Genomic DNA, 14,419 nt, shown 5'->3' with positions numbered 1-14,419 from the left:
TGGTCATCAGCCGCCTCCGAGGAGGTGCTTGACGGCCGGGTCGGAGAGGCCGAGGAGCAGGGCCGGCCACAGGCCCGCGAGCAGGGTGAGCGCGGCGAGCGGCGTCCAGCTGGCGGCCTCGTAGCCCTTGAGGTCGGGCAGGTCGGCGACCGGGGCGGGCTGCTCCGGGTCGCCCATGCAGACCCGCTTGACCACGACCAGCAGGTAGGCGGCGGTGAGCAGGGTGCCGAGGCCGGCCAGCGCCATGTAGGTGACGAACGCGGGCCGGGAGAGCCCGGCGGCCGGGTCGAACGCGCCGTACATGGCGAGCAGTTCGCCCCAGAACCCGGCCAGGCCGGGCAGGCCGAGGCTGGCGACGGCGGCGAAGGCGAGCAGGGCGCCGATCCGCGGGGCGCGGCCGTAGAGGGCGGCGCCGGTGGTCCCGGCGAGGGTGTCGAGGTCGGCGGTGCCGTAGCGGTCCTTGACGGCGCCGACCACGAAGAACAGCAGGCCGGTGATCAGGCCGTGCGCGACGTTGGCGAACAGCGCGCCGTTCAGGCCGGTCGGGGTGAGCGAGGCGATGCCGAGCAGCACGAAGCCCATGTGGCCGACCGAGGAGTACGCGATCAGCCGCTTCAGGTCGCCCTTGGCGCCCTTGCGCGCGAGCGCCAGGCAGGCGAGCGAGCCGTAGACGATGCCGACGGCGGCGAACGCGCCCAGGTAGGGGGCGAAGGTCGCGGTGCCGTCGGGGACGACCGGCAGCAGGACGCGGACCAGGCCGTAGGTGCCCATCTTGAGCATCACGCCGGCCAGCAGCACCGACCCGGCGGTGGGGGCGGCGGTGTGCGCGTCGGGCAGCCAGGAGTGCAGCGGCCAGGCGGGGGCCTTCACGGCGAGGCCGACCAGGATCGCCAGCGCGGCGACCAGCTGGGTGGTGTGCGACAGGCCGGAGCCGTGCGCGTCGGCCAGTTTCACCATGTCGAACGTCCCGGCCTTGACGCCGATCAGCAGGAAGCCGAGCAGCATCACGGCGGAGCCGAGCAGGGTGTACAGGATGAACCGGTTCGCGGCCGCGACCTTCTGTCCGCTGCCCCAGCGCGCGATCAGGAAGTACATCGGGACGAGCACGATCTCGAAGGCCAGGAAGAACAGCACCAGGTCGAGCACCGCGAAGGTGGCCAGCATGCCGGTCTGCAGCAGGAGCAGCAGGCCGGTGAAGGCGCGGCCGCCGGGGCCCGCGGGGAGCTTCTTCACCGAGTACAGCGCGCACAGGAAGGTGAGCAGCGCGGTGAGGACCAGCAGCGGCAGCGAGATGCCGTCGACCCCGAGGTGCAGCCGGACGTCCAGCGCGGGGATCCAGGGGACGTCGGTGACGGCCTGCATCCGGCTCGGGTCGTCCTGGTCGAAGCCCGCGGCGAGGACGACCGCCAGCAGCAGGGTGGCGCCGGTGACGGCGGTGCCGAGGCGCAGCGCCTGCCGGTCGCCGATCGGGGCGAGGGTCAGGGCGGCGCCGAGCAGCGGCAGGGCCAGGAGGGCGATGAGGACCGCGTTCATCGGGGGCTCCAAGGGCGTGCCGGGACGGGGAGGGGAGGGCGGGTCATGAGCCGACCGCCACCAGGACGGCGAGCAGGACGGCCCCGGCCAGCAGCGCGCTCAGGTAGCCCTGGGCGTTGCCGGTCTGGGCGAAGCGCACGGCGCGGCCGAGCCAGCCGGGCGCGGCCCCGGCGCCGCGGACGTACGTCTCGACCACGGCGCGGTCCAGGAAGCGGACCAGCCGCGCGGCGGCCGCGGTGGGCCGGACGAACAGGGCGCTGTAGAGCCGGTCGACGCCGAAGCCGTGCTGGGCGGGCCCGTGCAGCGGGCCCAGCAGCAGGCGGCCGGGGTCGGTGGCGGGCTGCCCGGCGGCGGCCCGGGCGGTGGCGGTGCGCCAGGCGGCGTACCCGAGCACGATGCCGATCGCGGCGGCGCCGGTGCCGAGGACCGCGGTCTCGAAGCCGGGGCGCAGCGGTTCGCCGTCGAGCAGCCGGGGCAGCCAGTCGGTGCGCAGGCCGAGCAGGCCGAAGCCCATGGTGGGCACGGCCAGCACCCAGAGCGGCCAGCGCATCGCGGCGGGCTCGGCGTGCGCCGGGTCGGCCTCGTCGATCTCCGGGGAGTACGGGGCGTCGGCCTCGGCGGGGGCGACCGGCTTCGCGTGGAAGGCGACCAGCCAGAGCCGGGTGGCGTACGCGGCGGTGAGCAGCGCGGTGAGCAGCCCGGCGACCAGGACCGTCCAGCCCGCCGCGGCGGGGACGGCCGAGGCGGGGCCGAGGTGGCCGGTGAGGGCCTCGCCGCGGGCGGCGTGCTCGGCGGCGGTGAGCACGGACTCCTTGGAGAAGAAGCCCGCGAACGGCGGCAGGCCGACCAGGGCGGCCAGGCCGAGGCCCATCGTCCAGTAGGCGTCGGGGACGCGGCGGCGCAGGCCGTCGATCCGGGACATGGCGCTGATCGAGTTGGTGTGCGCGGCGTGGATGACCACGCCGGCGGTGAGGAACAGCAGCGCCTTGAACGCGCCGTGCGCGACCAGGTGGAACACCGCGGCCTGCCGGTCGCCGGAGGCCAGCGCCCCGGCCATGTAGCCGAGTTGGCCGACGGTGGAGTAGGCGAGGACGCGCTTGAGGTCGTCCTGGGCCAGGGCGCACAGTGCGGAGCCGACCATGGTGACGGCGGCCATGACGGCCAGCACCAGCAGCGCGGCGGAGGACAGCAGGAAGACCGGCAGCAGCCGGGCGACCAGGTAGATGCCCGCGGCGACCATGGTGGCGGCGTGGATCAGCGCGGAGACCGGGGTCGGGCCGGCCATCGCGTCCGGGAGCCAGGTGTGCAGCGGGAACTGGGCGCTCTTGCCCGCGACGCCCGCGAGCAGCAGCAGGGCGATCAGGGTGGGGTGCTGGAGGCCGCCGGCGGCGGCGGTGCGCAGCACCTCGGTGATCCGGAAGCTGCCCGCGTCCGCGCCGAGCAGGAACAGGCCGAACAGGAACGGCACGTCGCCGAGCTTGGTGACCAGGAAGGCCTTCAGCGAGGCGCTGCGGGCGTCGGCGCCCTCCCAGTGGTGGCCGATCAGGAAGTACGAGCAGATGCCCATCACCTCCCAGCCGACCAGCAGCACGATCAGGTCGCCGGAGTAGACGACCAGGAACATCGCGGCGGTGAACAGCGAGACCAGGGCCGCGTACGAGGGGTAGCGCGGGTCGTCCTTCAGGTACGCGGTGGAGTAGACCTGCACGCAGGTGGCGACCAGACCGACCAGCACCGAGATCAGCGAGGAGAAGCCGTCCAGGTGGAGGGCGAGCGAGATCTCGGGGCCGCCGGTGGGGGCGAGCCGGGTGGCGGCGTCCAGGGTGGTGCCGGTGCCCAGGTGCAGGGCGGTGACCACGGCCAGCACGGCGGAGACCGCGACCGGCAGCACCGCCAGCGGGCGGGCCAGGCCGGGGTGGCGGCGGCCGGTGGCGAGGCCGGCGGCCGCGCCGAGCGCGGGCAGCGCGGGGACGAGGATCGGCAGCGCGAGGTTCATGCGGCGGCCTGCTCCTTCTCTCCGTCGGAGAGCTCGTCCGCCTCGTGGCGGTCGCCGAGCGCGGTGACCTCGTCGACGGCGGCGGTGCGGCGGGTGCGGTAGACCAGCAGCACGACGGCCAGGCCGAGGCCGATCTCGGCGGCGGCGACGGTGATGGTGAACAGGGTGAGCGCCTGTCCGGCGTGCAGGGTGTCGCGCAGCCAGACGTCGAAGGCGACCAGGTTGAGGTTGACGGCGTTGAGCATCAGCTCGACCGACATCAGCACCAGGATGACGTTGCGCCGGGCGAGCACGCCGTACACGCCGACGCTGAACAGCAGCACGGCGAGGACGGCGGGGTAGGCGAGGTGCACCTCAGCGCTCCTTCTGCTTCGTCAGGCCGGTGCGCAGCTTCCCGGCCCGCGGCTTGGCGTCCGCGCTGCCGCCCTTGGCGCGGGAGAGCACGATCGCGCCGACCAGCGCGGCCAGCAGCAGCACCGACAGCGCCTCGAACGGCAGCACCCAGTGCGAGAACAGGTACTCGCCGGTCAGCCGGGTGGTGCCGGCCGCGCCGGACAGGTCGATCCAGGACGAGCGGAACGCGTCGACGACCAGGGTGACCAGGGTCGCGGCGGAGGCGGCGCCGACCGCGAGCGCGGCCGGGCGGTTGCCGGAGTCGGCCTCCGGGGAGCGGCCGATCGGGGCGCGGGTCAGCATCAGGCCGAACAGCACCAGCACGACCACCGAGCCCAGGTACACCAGCACCTGCACCCAGGCCACGAACTCGGCCGTCAGCAGCAGGAACTCGACCGCGAGCCCGCCCAGCGCGACCACCAGCCACAGCGCGGCGTGCACCAGCTGCCGGGTCGTCACCGAGACGACGGCCGCGCCGAGCACGAGCGCACCGACCAGCAGGAAGACGATCTCCTGCCCGGTCGGCGAGAGGTACGAGCGCGCGGCGGGCTCCAGCGAGCCCGCCGCGGCCAGCAGGGTGCTCAACTCTCCCCACCCTCCTCGGCGGCGGCAGCGGCCTCGGCGGCCGCCGCGGCGGCCAGCTTGTCGGCGGCCTTGCGGGCCATGGCGATCTCCTTGGGCTCCTCCGCCGCGGCGTCGAGCGCGGGCGGCGGCGGGACGGTCCACATCCACTCGCGCAGCCGCTCGCGCTCGTGGGTGAGTTCGCGGATGTCGGTCTCGGCGTACTCGAACTCCGGGGACCAGAACAGCGCGTCGAACGGGCAGACCTCGACGCAGATCCCGCAGTACATGCAGAGCGAGAAGTCGATCGCGAAGCGGTCCAGCACGTTGCGGGTGCGGGCGCGGGCGTTCGGGTCGGCGGCGGGCAGCGTCTCCTTGTGGGAGTCGATGTAGATGCACCAGTCCGGGCACTCGCGGGCGCACAGCATGCAGACCGTGCAGTTCTCCTCCAGCAGCGCGATCACCCCGCGGGTGCGCGGCGGCAGGTCGGGCTGCACGTCGGGGTACTGCGCGGTGACGGTCCTGCGCGTCATCGTGCGCAGGGTGACGGCCAGGCCCTTGGCCAGGCCGGAGCCGGGAATTCCCATTACGAGATCGCCACCTTGATGATGCCGGTCAGGGCGAGCTGGGCCAGCGCCAGCGGGATCAGCACCGTCCACGCGAAGCGCATCAGCTGGTCCTCGCGCAGGCGCGGGTAGGTGACCCGCAGCCAGAGCACCACGAAGGCCAGCGCGAAGGTCTTCACCAGCGTCCACAGCCAGCCGAGGCCGTCCTCGAACGGGCCGTGCCAGCCGCCCAGGAACAGCACCGTGGTCAGGCCGCAGAGCACCACGATGCCCGCGTACTCGGAGAGCAGGAACAGCGCGAAGCGCAGGCCGGTGTACTCGGTGTACGCGCCGAAGATGATCTCCGAGTCGGCCACCGGCATGTCGAACGGCGGGCGCTGCAGCTCGGCCAGCCCGGCCGTGAAGAACACGAAGGCGCCGATCAGCTGCCACGGCACCCACCACCAGTGGAAGGCGTCCACGATGCCCGGCAGCGAGACGGTGCCCGCGGCCATCGCCACCGAGGCGGCGGCCAGCAGCATCGGCAGCTCGTACGACATCAGCTGCGCGGCCGTGCGCAGCGCGCCCAGCAGCGAGAACTTGTTGGCCGACGCCCAGCCCGCCATCAGCGAGCCCAGCACGCCGATGCCCATCACGGCCAGCACGAAGAAGATGCCCGCGTCGACCACCTGGCCGACCATCCCGTCCGGCCCGACCGGGATCACCAGCAGCACCAGCAGGTACGGCAGCAGCGCGACGGCCGGGGCCAGCTGGAAGACCCTGCGGTCCGCTCCGGCCGGGACGACGTTCTCCTTCTGGACGAACTTCACGCCGTCGGCGACCAGTTGCGCCCAGCCGTGGAACCCGCCCGCGTACATCGGGCCGAGCCGGCCCTGCATGTGCGCCATCACCTTGTGCTCGGCCTGGCCGACCACCAGCGGCAGCACCAGGAACGCCACCAGCGTGCCGACGCAGCGCAGCAGCGTGTCGAGGAGGTTCACGCGCCGTCTCCGTCCTGCTGCTCGGTGGGTCGTTCGGGTCGTTCGGGCTGCTCGGGCTGCTGCTCCGGCTGCTGCTCGGCGGGGCGTTCGGGTTCCGGTTGCTCGTCGTGCGCCGGGACGGGCGCGTGCCAGGGGGCGTCGGACGACCGGGTGCGGGGGGTGCGGCGCGGGGCCCCGGGCTGCTCGGCCGGTTCCGCGGCCTGGCTGACCGACCCCTCGCCGACGCTGCGGGTGCGGCGCGGGCGGTCGGCGCGCACCGGCGGGGCGTCGGGTGCGGCCCCGGCCTGGCTGGCGGAGCCCGCCTCCACGCTGCGGGTGCGGCGCGGGCGGTCGACCCCGGCGGCCGCCCCGGCCCGGGCGGCGCCGCGGGCGGGGCGGTCGGCGACCGGCGGCAGGGTGCCCTTGAGCGGGCCCCACTCGTTCGGGTCGGGAACGCCGGCGGGCTGCATCTTGCGCCGGGCCGGGCCGCCGTGGTCGGCGGCCTCGCCGGGCTCCTTGGCGCCGGGCCAGTCCTTGGCGACCCGGGCGGCCAGCACGAAGTCCTTGCGCAGCGGGTGGCCCTCGAAGCCGTCCGGCAGCAGCAGGGTGACGGGGTGCGGGTGGCCCGGGAACTCGATGCCGAACATCTCCAGGGTCTCCCGCTCGTGCCAGGCGGCACCGGCGTACACCCCGACGGCGCTCGGCAGCGAGGCCCGCTCGCGCGGCACCCGGGTGCGCAGCAGCAGCCTGCGCACCTCGCCGGGACGGCCGACGGCGGCCAGGTGGGCGCAGACGGCGAAGCCCCGGTCGAGGTCGTCGACGGCGCTCAGCCAGTCCAGGAAGGCCAGGCCGAGGACGTCGCGGGCGGCGGTGAGCGCCTCGGTCCAGTGCTCGGCGGGCACGTCGACGGTCAGCAGGTCGTACGCCTCGGTGGCGGTCGCCCAGGGGCCGACGGCCGCGGCGGTGCGCTCGGCGGGCGTCGGCTCGGGCGCGGCCGCGGGGGTCTCCGGGGTCTCGGCGGCGTCGCTCACTGCTCCCCCTCCCCGGCGGCGTCCGGCGCGGGCCGCAGCGGGCGGCGCAGCGCGTCGGCGGGCGCGGCGTAGCGCTGCGGGACGTCCTCGGCGGCGATCTTCTCCTGCAGCTTCAGGATGCCCTGGAGCAGCGCCTCGGGCCGGGGCGGGCAGCCGGGCACGTAGACGTCGACCGGGATGATCTGGTCGACGCCCTTGGTGACGGAGTACGAGTCCCAGTACGGGCCGCCGGAGTTGGCGCAGGCGCCGAAGGAGATGACGTACTTCGGCTCGGGCATCTGCTCGTACAGGCGCTTGACCGCGGGGGCCATCTTGTCGGTGACGGTGCCCGAGACGATCATCAGGTCGGCCTGCCGGGGGCCGGGCGCGAACGGGATGACACCCATCCGGATGAAGTCGTGCTTGGCCATCGACGCGGCGATGAACTCGATCGCGCAGCAGGCCAGTCCGAAGTTGAAGCACCAGAGGCTGTAGCGGCGGCCCCAGTTGAGCACCACCTTGACCGGGTCCGGCGCGAGCCGGGCCAGCGGGCCGAGGCGGCGCTGCTCGACGGCGGCGCCGGGGCGGGCCGGGTCGGGGATGCCGAGCGGGACGGGGCCGTTGCCGGGCGTCCCGTGCGAGTGCGTCACGTCCATTCCAGGACGCCCTTCTTCCAGGCGTAGAGCAGTCCGACCGCGAGGAAGCCGATGAAGACGAACATCTCCACCAGCGTGGCCGCCCCGAAGCCGGCGGCGGCGAACACCGTGGCCCACGGGAACAGGTAGATCGCGTCGACCGCGAAGATCACGTACAGGAAGGCGTAGACGTAGTACCGGATCTGGGTGTGCGCCCAGCCCTCACCGACCGGGTCGACCCCGCACTCGTAGGCGAGCAGCTTCTCGGGGGTGTCGACCACCGGTCGCAGCAGGCGGTTCGCGGTGAACGACACCACGACGAAGAGGACACCGATGACCGCCAGCAGTCCGACCGCCGCGTAGGCGTCGAAGTAGCCGCTGCCGGCGGCGGGGTCGGCAGCGAGCGGCTGCCACTCCATGGGTCACGCCCTTCTTCTTTGCCCGTCCATAACCATCGCTATCGCGGGAGTCTATGTGCACCGCTCGTTTACTCCTCCACCTGCCCGTCCTGCAAGACGGCCGGTGGACTCCCGCCGGACGCCGCGGGAATTCCGCTTGCGGACGGTCCGGGCCCGGAGCACACCGCCGGGGGTGGGGATAACCCCCGGAAGAAGAGGGAGTGCAGCACCATGGCGGGGGGCGGGCGCCGACCGGGATGCTGGTGATCGACGGAAGAGCACGGCGAGATCACCAGGAGAGGGCGCCGACCATGGAGCACGAGGCGAAGCGCCCGTCGTTGTACGGGGCGGAGCTGTGGCGGCAGGTGCGCAACGCACTGCTGAACCTGCCGGTAGGAGTGGCCGGGTTCGTCGTGACGGCCGTGCTGCTGACGACGGGGCTCGGCCTGGCGGTGACGCTGGTCGGGCTGCCGCTGCTGGCCTTCGGGCTGGGCTGCTGCCGCTGGTTCGGCCGGGTGGCCCGGGCCCGGGCGCGGGCAGAGCTGGGCAGCAGGGTCACCGAGCCGGAGCCGCTGCGCCCGGCCCGGGCCGGGCTGGCCGGCCGGGTGGTGGCCGCGCTGGGCGACGGGCTGAACTGGCGCTCCGCGCTGTACTGCGTGGCGCTGCTGGTCTGGGGCGTCCTCAGCTTCGTGCTGACGCTGGCGCTGCTGGTGGTCGGCTGGCCGGTGCTGCCCTGGGCGATGCGGGCGATCAGCTGGGTCTCCCGGCTGCTGGTGGAGTCGCTGCTGTGGCCGGGCGCGCTGGCCGAGCGGGTCCGCGAGCTGGAGGACGACCGGGGCGTGGTGGTCGACACCGCCGCGGCCGACCTGCGCCGCATCGAGCGCGACCTGCACGACGGCGCGCAGGCCCGGCTGGTGGCCCTGGCGATGGACCTGGGCCTGGCCAAGGAGAAGCTCACGGAGGACCCGGTGGCCGCGCAGAAGATGGTCGACGCGGCGCACGGCGAGGTCAAGCTCGCCCTGCAGGAGCTGCGCGACCTGGCCCGCGGCATCCACCCCGCGGTGCTCACCGACCGCGGGCTGGACGCGGCGCTCTCCTCGGTCGCGGCCCGCTGCACGCTGCCCGGCGGCGTCCGGGTGCACGTCGAGCTGGGCGGCGAGCGGCCGGACTCCGCGGTCGAGGGCATCGCCTACTTCACCGTCAGCGAGCTGCTGACCAACGCCTCCAAGCACTCCGGCGCCCGCACCGCCACGGTGGACGTCTGGCGCCAGGACAGCCGGCTGATGCTGACGGTGCGGGACGACGGCCGCGGCGGGGCCCGGGTGCACCCCGGCGGCGGCCTGGCCGGCCTGGCCGAGCGGGCCGAGGCGGTGGACGGCGTGTTCGTGGTCGACAGCCCGGAGCACGGCCCGACCTCGGTGACGGTCGAGCTGCCCTGGCACACCCGGGCCGGCCACAAGGGCTGACGGCCCCCGCTCCCGCCCCGGGCCCGCCCACGGACGTGGACGGGCCCGGAGTGCCGCCTCCCTTGCGCGGTACGGCACTCCGGGCCCGGGCCTGTGGGGCGCTACAGCGTCCCGAGGGTGACCTCCGCGGTCTTGCCCTGCCCGTCCCGCTGGTAGCCGACGGTGACCTTGTCGCCGGGGCTGAGCGCGGCCAGTGCGGTGGTCAGCGCCGAGGGGCTGGTGATCGCGGTGTCGTTGACCTTGGTGATCACGTCGCCCGCCTGCAGCCCGGCGGAGGCGGCCGGGCCGCCCTCGACCACCGAGACCACCGCCGCGCCGGCCGGCTGGAAGTTCGAGTCGAAGTACGGACGGACGGTCACCCCGAGCCCGGCCCGGCCGGAGTTGGTGACCTTGCCGTCCTTGATCAGCTGGTTGGCGATGCTGGTGACGGTGGCCGCGGGGATCGCGAAGCCGATGCCGGGCGCGGCCGAGCCGTTCAGCTCGGGATCGACGGCGGTCAGCGTGTTGATCCCGATCACCTGGCTGGAGAGGTTGACCAGCGCGCCGCCGCTGTTGCCGGGGTTGATCGCGGCCGAGGTCTGCACCATGTTGCCGATGGTGGCGCCGGGCGATCCGGCCGACTGCGGCTCGCTGACCGTCCGTCCGACCGCCGAGACGATGCCCTGGGTGACGCTGCTGGACAGGCCCAGCGGGCTGCCCATCGCCAGCGTGATCTGCCCGACCGCGACCTTGGAGCTGTCCGCGAAGGTGGCGGGCTTGAGGCCGCCGGGCGCGCTGCTCAGCCTGATCACCGCGAGGTCGGACTCCGGGTAGCTGCCGACCAGGGTGGCGTCCAGCGGCTTGGTGCTGTTCGCCAGCGTCACGGTGAAGGTGGTGGCGCTGCCGACCACGTGCGCGTTGGTGACGATGTCGCCCTTGTCGTCGAAGACGATCCCGGAGCCGAGGCCGTCCCCCGCGGTGATCTGCACCACCGAGGGCAGCACCTGGGAGATCACCTGCTGGTAGTCCTGCTCCAGCTGGTTGCTGCTGGCCGGGGCGGGCGCGGACGAGGAGCTGCTGGCCGCCGCGGTGGAGCTGGACCCGGAGCCGGAGCTGGAGCAGCCGCTGACCAGCAGCGCCGCCGCGGCGAGCAGTGCCGCGGGGCCCGCCCAGAGCTTGGGCCCGGTGGGCCGGGGGCCGGCCGGGATCGGACGGGTCTGTTCCTTCTTCGGGCGCACGGCGGCCACCTCCGGTCGCTGGACAGAGCTTTGTCAGCATTCCACCGATTTGTCCGGATGTTCGGGCAACACACCCGGGGAGCGCGCCGAAAGGAGCCCTCTAGGATCGGGCCATGACCTGGTTGATCACGGGCGGGGCCGGCTACATCGGCGGCCACGTCGTCCGGGAGCTGGCCGCGGCCGGCGTCCCCACCGTCGTCCTGGACGACCTGAGCAGCGGGACGGCCGCCCACCTGCCGCCCGGCGTCCCGCTGGTCACCGGCTCCACGCTGGACCGCCCGCTGCTGGACCGCGCCCTCGCCGAGCACGGCGTCACCGGCGTGCTGCACCTGGCCGCCCGCAAGCAGGTCGGCGAGTCGGTCGAGCGGCCGCTGTTCTACTACCACGAGAACGTGGAGGGCCTGCGCACCGTGCTGGCCGCCGCGGTCGACGCGGGCGTGCGCCGGGTGGTGCTCTCCTCCTCCGCCGCCGTCTACGGCATGCCGGACGTCGACCTGGTCGACGAGTCCACGCCCTGCCTGCCGATCAACCCGTACGGCGAGACCAAGCTGGCCGACGAGTGGCTGCTGAACGCCTGCGCCGCTGCGCACGGCCTCTCCGCGGTCTCCCTGCGGTACTTCAACGTGGCGGGCGCCGCCACCCCCGAGCTGTCCGACCCCGGCGCGGCCAACCTGGTGCCGCTGGTGTTCCGGCGGCTGACGGCCGGGCTGCCGCCGCTGGTCTTCGGGGACGACTACCCGACCCCCGACGGCACCTGCGTCCGCGACTACATCCACGTCTCGGACGTCGCCGCCGCGCACGTCGCCGCCGTCCGCCGTCTGGAGGCGGCCGGGCCCGGCGAGCAGGTCCGACTGACCCTCAACATCGGCACCGGGCGGGGCGCCTCGGTGCGCGAGATGATCGCCGAGATCGCCGAGGTCACCGGCCTCCGGACCGCCCCCGAGGTGACCGCCCGCCGCCCCGGCGACCCGGCCCGGGTGGTGGCCTCCGCCGAGCTGATCCGCCGCGAGCTCGGCTGGAGCGCGGAGCACGACCTCCGATCGATGATCACCTCGGCCTGGGCGGGCTGGCAGCACCGCCACCCGTAGGCCGCGGCCCGGGCCCGCCGCGGGCCCGGGCCGTCCCGCTCCCGGGCCGCGCCGCGGCTACTGCGGGACGGCCGTGCCGTAGAAGGAGTCCAGCGCGTACACGCAGCGGTCCTTGGAGCCGACGAAGACCCGGCCGCCGACCGCCACCGGGGAACCGGTCAGCTCGCCCTTGGTGCCCAGCTCCCAGCGCAGTCGGCCGCTGGCCAGCTCCAGGGTGTGCAGGGAGTGGTCGCGGCTGCCCAGGTGCACCAGGCCCTCGGAGACCGCCGGGGAGCCCACCAGGTCGCCCCGGGTGGGGTAGCGCCAGCGTTCGCGGCCGTCGGCCGCCTCGAAGGCGAACAGGGTGTCGCCGGAGCCCAGCAGGACCGTTCCGTCGGCGACCACCGCCGGTTCGGCGCTCTGCCGGGCGGCGGTGGCGGCCCGCCACAGGCCGTGGCCGGTGGCGGCGTCCAGGGCGTACAGGGTGCCGAGGTAGTCGGCGACGTACACCGCGCGGCCGTCCACCGCGGGCGGGGTGAACAGCACCACCGGCGCGTCGAAGCGCCAGCGCTCGGCGCCGGTGGCGGCGTCCAGCGCGTGCACCCGCTGGCCGGAGGTCACGTACAGCACCCCGCCGCGCTCGACCGGGCGGGACGGCACCTCGCCGCCCAGCGGGACCGCCCAGCGCACCCCGGCGCCCAGCGGGTCCACGCAGTGCAGGCGGCCGCCGCCCTGGTAGTAGGCCGCGCCGGCGATCAGCGCCGGGCCGGACTGCGGGTTCTCGTACTCCTGCTGGGCGTCGTCGGCCCGCCACAGCTCGGCGCCGGTGGCCGCGGCGCGCAACTGCACGCCGCCGCCGCGGACGCCGCAGCACAGCACGCCGTCGGCGGCGTCCAGCGAGTAGACCCAGCCGTCCAGCGAGTGCCGCCAGCGCTCGGTGCCGTCGGCGGCGTCCACCGTGTACAGGTGCGGGCCGTCGGCGGCGTGCACCCGGCCGCCGTCCACGGCCAGCGCCCAGGCCACGTCCCGGGTCTTCCAGCGGCGCTCGCCGGAGCCGATGTCCAGCGCGTGCACCTCGAAGCTGGAGGCGAACAGCGTGCCGTCGGCGACCACCGGGGTGCCCCACACGTCGTTGGACATCCGGAACCGCCAGGGCCGCCAGCGCGCCGGGGGCAGCGGCGGGGCCGCGGACGGCGCGGAGCTGCGGCGGACCCAGTCGGTGCCGGCCGGGGCGGCCGCGGGCGCGGCCGGTTCCGCCCGCGGGCCGGGCCCTATCGGCACGTGCGCGCCGGGCAGCCGGACCTCGGCCTCGCCCGGGCCGCCGACCGCCGGGCGCAGGTGCGGGCGCACCCGCTCGGTGACCACCTCGGACTCGGAGACCGGCCCGGCCGGGGCGGGGGTTAGGGCGGGCGGCACCGGCGGCGGGCCGACCGGCTGGGCGGGCAGCGCCACCTGCTGCTGCGGGCGGGCCGGGGGCTGCTGGGCGTTGACGTGCCGTCTGCTGCTGCGCTTGGCCTCGATCAGGTCGAGCGCGGCGGGCGGCAGCCAGTCCCCCGCCTCGCCGGAGGCGTCCGCCCGGGAGAACAGGTGCGGGGCCAGCTCGGCCTGGATCTGGGCGGGGGTGGGCCGGTGCTCGGGGGTGGGCCGCATGCAGGCCCGGACCAGGTCGACCAGCTCGGCCGGCAGCCCGGACAGGTCGGGCTGGTCGCGCAGCAGCTGGAACACCGTCTCGACCGGGTTGGAGCCGCGGTACGGCGGGTGCCCGGTGGCGCAGAACACCACCAGCGAGCCGAGCGAGAACACGTCGCTGGCGCCGGTGACGCTGCGGCTGTCGCGGGCCTGCTCGGGCGACATGTAGGCGGGCGTGCCGACCGCGACGTTGGTCATGGTGAGCCGGGTGCTGGAGACCCCGGCGGCGATGCCGAAGTCGATCACCCGCGGGCCGTCCTCGACCACCAGCACGTTGGACGGCTTGAGGTCGCGGTGCACCAGCCCGGCCGCGTGGATGGACTGCAGCGCCTCGGCGATGCCCGCGGTGAGCCAGCGCACCGCGTCGGCGGGCAGCGGGCCGCAGTCGTTGACCAGGTCCTCCAGCGAGGGCGCGGGCACGTAGGCGGTGGCCAGCCACGGGACGGCGGCGTCGGCGTCGGCGTCGACCACGGCGGCGGTGTAGAAGCCGCCGACCGTCTTGGCCGCGGCGATCTCGCGGGCGAAGCGGACCCGGAAGAGGTTGTCCTCGGCCAGCTCGCTGCGGACGGTCTTGATGGCCACCCGGCGTCCCGAGGCCGACCGGGCCAGGTACACCAGGCCCATGCCGCCCGCGCCGAGCCGGGCCAGCACTTCGAAGGGCCCGATCCGCCTCGGATCGTGCGCCGTCAGCTGGTCCACTCCGCAGCCACCTCCCCTTCCGCCAGCGCCCCCCGGCGGTGGCGCCCCCCGATTCTCCAATGCCCGCCGCCCGGGAGCCAATCTCCCCCGCCCGGGACACGCTCCCGAGTACCGGAGCCGTCCCCTCCGGCACCCCCGCACCGCCCCCTCCGGCCCGGCCCGCAACGACCCCCGCCCCCCTCAGCTGACTTGTCGTCACGCTGTGGGGTCATCAGCACACGGGGGGGCAA

Annotated in this window: 13 protein-coding genes; 2 read left to right on the top strand and 11 right to left on the bottom strand. The window is 74.7% G+C overall.

Features of this window, described 5'->3' with window-relative positions; genetic code table 11:
• Positions 1-6 precede the first annotated feature (6 nt).
• From QSK52_RS17550 to QSK52_RS17510, 9 genes are read right to left on the bottom strand one after another with little or no spacing between them, the layout of a single operon-like run.
• Positions 7-1,533 (bottom strand): complex I subunit 4 family protein, encoded by a 1,527-nt coding sequence (locus QSK52_RS17550; RefSeq protein ID WP_285737029.1) that lies wholly within the window; start codon positions 1,531-1,533, stop codon positions 7-9.
• Positions 1,534-1,576: 43 nt separating this feature from the next.
• Complete coding sequence (locus tag QSK52_RS17545) at positions 1,577-3,529, bottom strand: NADH-quinone oxidoreductase subunit 5 family protein (protein WP_285737028.1); 1,953 nt, start codon at positions 3,527-3,529, stop codon at positions 1,577-1,579.
• Positions 3,526-3,882 (bottom strand): NADH-quinone oxidoreductase subunit NuoK, encoded by a 357-nt coding sequence (gene nuoK / locus QSK52_RS17540; protein WP_285737027.1) that lies wholly within the window; start codon positions 3,880-3,882, stop codon positions 3,526-3,528. The genes QSK52_RS17545 and nuoK overlap by 4 nt, the downstream gene beginning before the upstream one ends.
• A 1-nt stretch (position 3,883) precedes the next feature.
• Positions 3,884-4,507 carry an NADH-quinone oxidoreductase subunit J family protein gene (locus tag QSK52_RS17535; RefSeq protein ID WP_285737026.1) on the bottom strand — a complete coding sequence of 208 codons (624 nt, stop codon included), beginning with the start codon at positions 4,505-4,507 and terminating at the stop codon, positions 3,884-3,886.
• Complete coding sequence (locus QSK52_RS17530; protein ID WP_285737025.1) at positions 4,504-5,070, bottom strand: NuoI/complex I 23 kDa subunit family protein; 567 nt, start codon at positions 5,068-5,070, stop codon at positions 4,504-4,506. The genes QSK52_RS17535 and QSK52_RS17530 overlap by 4 nt, the downstream gene beginning before the upstream one ends.
• Positions 5,070-6,029, bottom strand: a complete 960-nt coding sequence (gene nuoH, locus QSK52_RS17525; RefSeq protein ID WP_285737024.1) for an NADH-quinone oxidoreductase subunit NuoH — start codon at positions 6,027-6,029, stop codon at positions 5,070-5,072. The genes QSK52_RS17530 and nuoH overlap by 1 nt, the downstream gene beginning before the upstream one ends.
• Positions 6,026-7,039 (bottom strand): NADH-quinone oxidoreductase subunit C, encoded by a 1,014-nt coding sequence (locus tag QSK52_RS17520; RefSeq protein ID WP_285737023.1) that lies wholly within the window; start codon positions 7,037-7,039, stop codon positions 6,026-6,028. Before QSK52_RS17520 ends, nuoH begins: the two co-directional genes overlap by 4 nt.
• Positions 7,036-7,674: an NADH-quinone oxidoreductase subunit B gene (locus QSK52_RS17515; RefSeq protein ID WP_285737022.1), complete on the bottom strand. Its 639-nt coding sequence runs from the start codon at positions 7,672-7,674 to the stop codon at positions 7,036-7,038. The genes QSK52_RS17520 and QSK52_RS17515 overlap by 4 nt, the downstream gene beginning before the upstream one ends.
• On the bottom strand, positions 7,665-8,072 hold the full coding sequence (locus QSK52_RS17510; RefSeq protein WP_033250855.1) for an NADH-quinone oxidoreductase subunit A: 408 nt from the start codon (positions 8,070-8,072) through the stop codon (positions 7,665-7,667). Before QSK52_RS17510 ends, QSK52_RS17515 begins: the two co-directional genes overlap by 10 nt.
• A gap of 290 nt (positions 8,073-8,362) precedes the next feature.
• Here QSK52_RS17510 and QSK52_RS17505 point away from each other — a divergent pair, with 290 nt between their 5' ends.
• Positions 8,363-9,517 (top strand): sensor histidine kinase, encoded by a 1,155-nt coding sequence (locus QSK52_RS17505; protein ID WP_285737021.1) that lies wholly within the window; start codon positions 8,363-8,365, stop codon positions 9,515-9,517.
• 101 nt (positions 9,518-9,618) lie between these two features.
• On the opposite strand, the gene QSK52_RS17500 is transcribed toward QSK52_RS17505, so the two are convergent.
• Positions 9,619-10,704, bottom strand: a complete 1,086-nt coding sequence (locus QSK52_RS17500) for a S1C family serine protease (protein WP_435053282.1) — start codon at positions 10,702-10,704, stop codon at positions 9,619-9,621.
• A 143-nt stretch (positions 10,705-10,847) separates the two neighbouring features.
• Here QSK52_RS17500 and galE point away from each other — a divergent pair, with 143 nt between their 5' ends.
• A complete protein-coding gene (gene galE, locus QSK52_RS17495; RefSeq protein ID WP_285737020.1) occupies positions 10,848-11,822 on the top strand; it encodes a UDP-glucose 4-epimerase GalE in 975 nt (324 codons plus the stop codon).
• 57 nt (positions 11,823-11,879) lie between these two features.
• Here galE and QSK52_RS17490 read toward each other — a convergent pair whose 3' ends face one another.
• Positions 11,880-14,189, bottom strand: a complete 2,310-nt coding sequence (locus QSK52_RS17490) for a serine/threonine-protein kinase (protein WP_285737019.1) — start codon at positions 14,187-14,189, stop codon at positions 11,880-11,882.
• Positions 14,190-14,419 lie beyond the last annotated feature (230 nt).

It is taken from the genome of Kitasatospora phosalacinea (assembly GCF_030268885.1).
Lineage (GTDB): Bacteria > Actinomycetota > Actinomycetes > Streptomycetales > Streptomycetaceae > Kitasatospora > Kitasatospora phosalacinea_C.
Note: the sequence above shows the minus strand (reverse complement) of the source record. Positions and strands in the feature narration are given on the sequence as shown.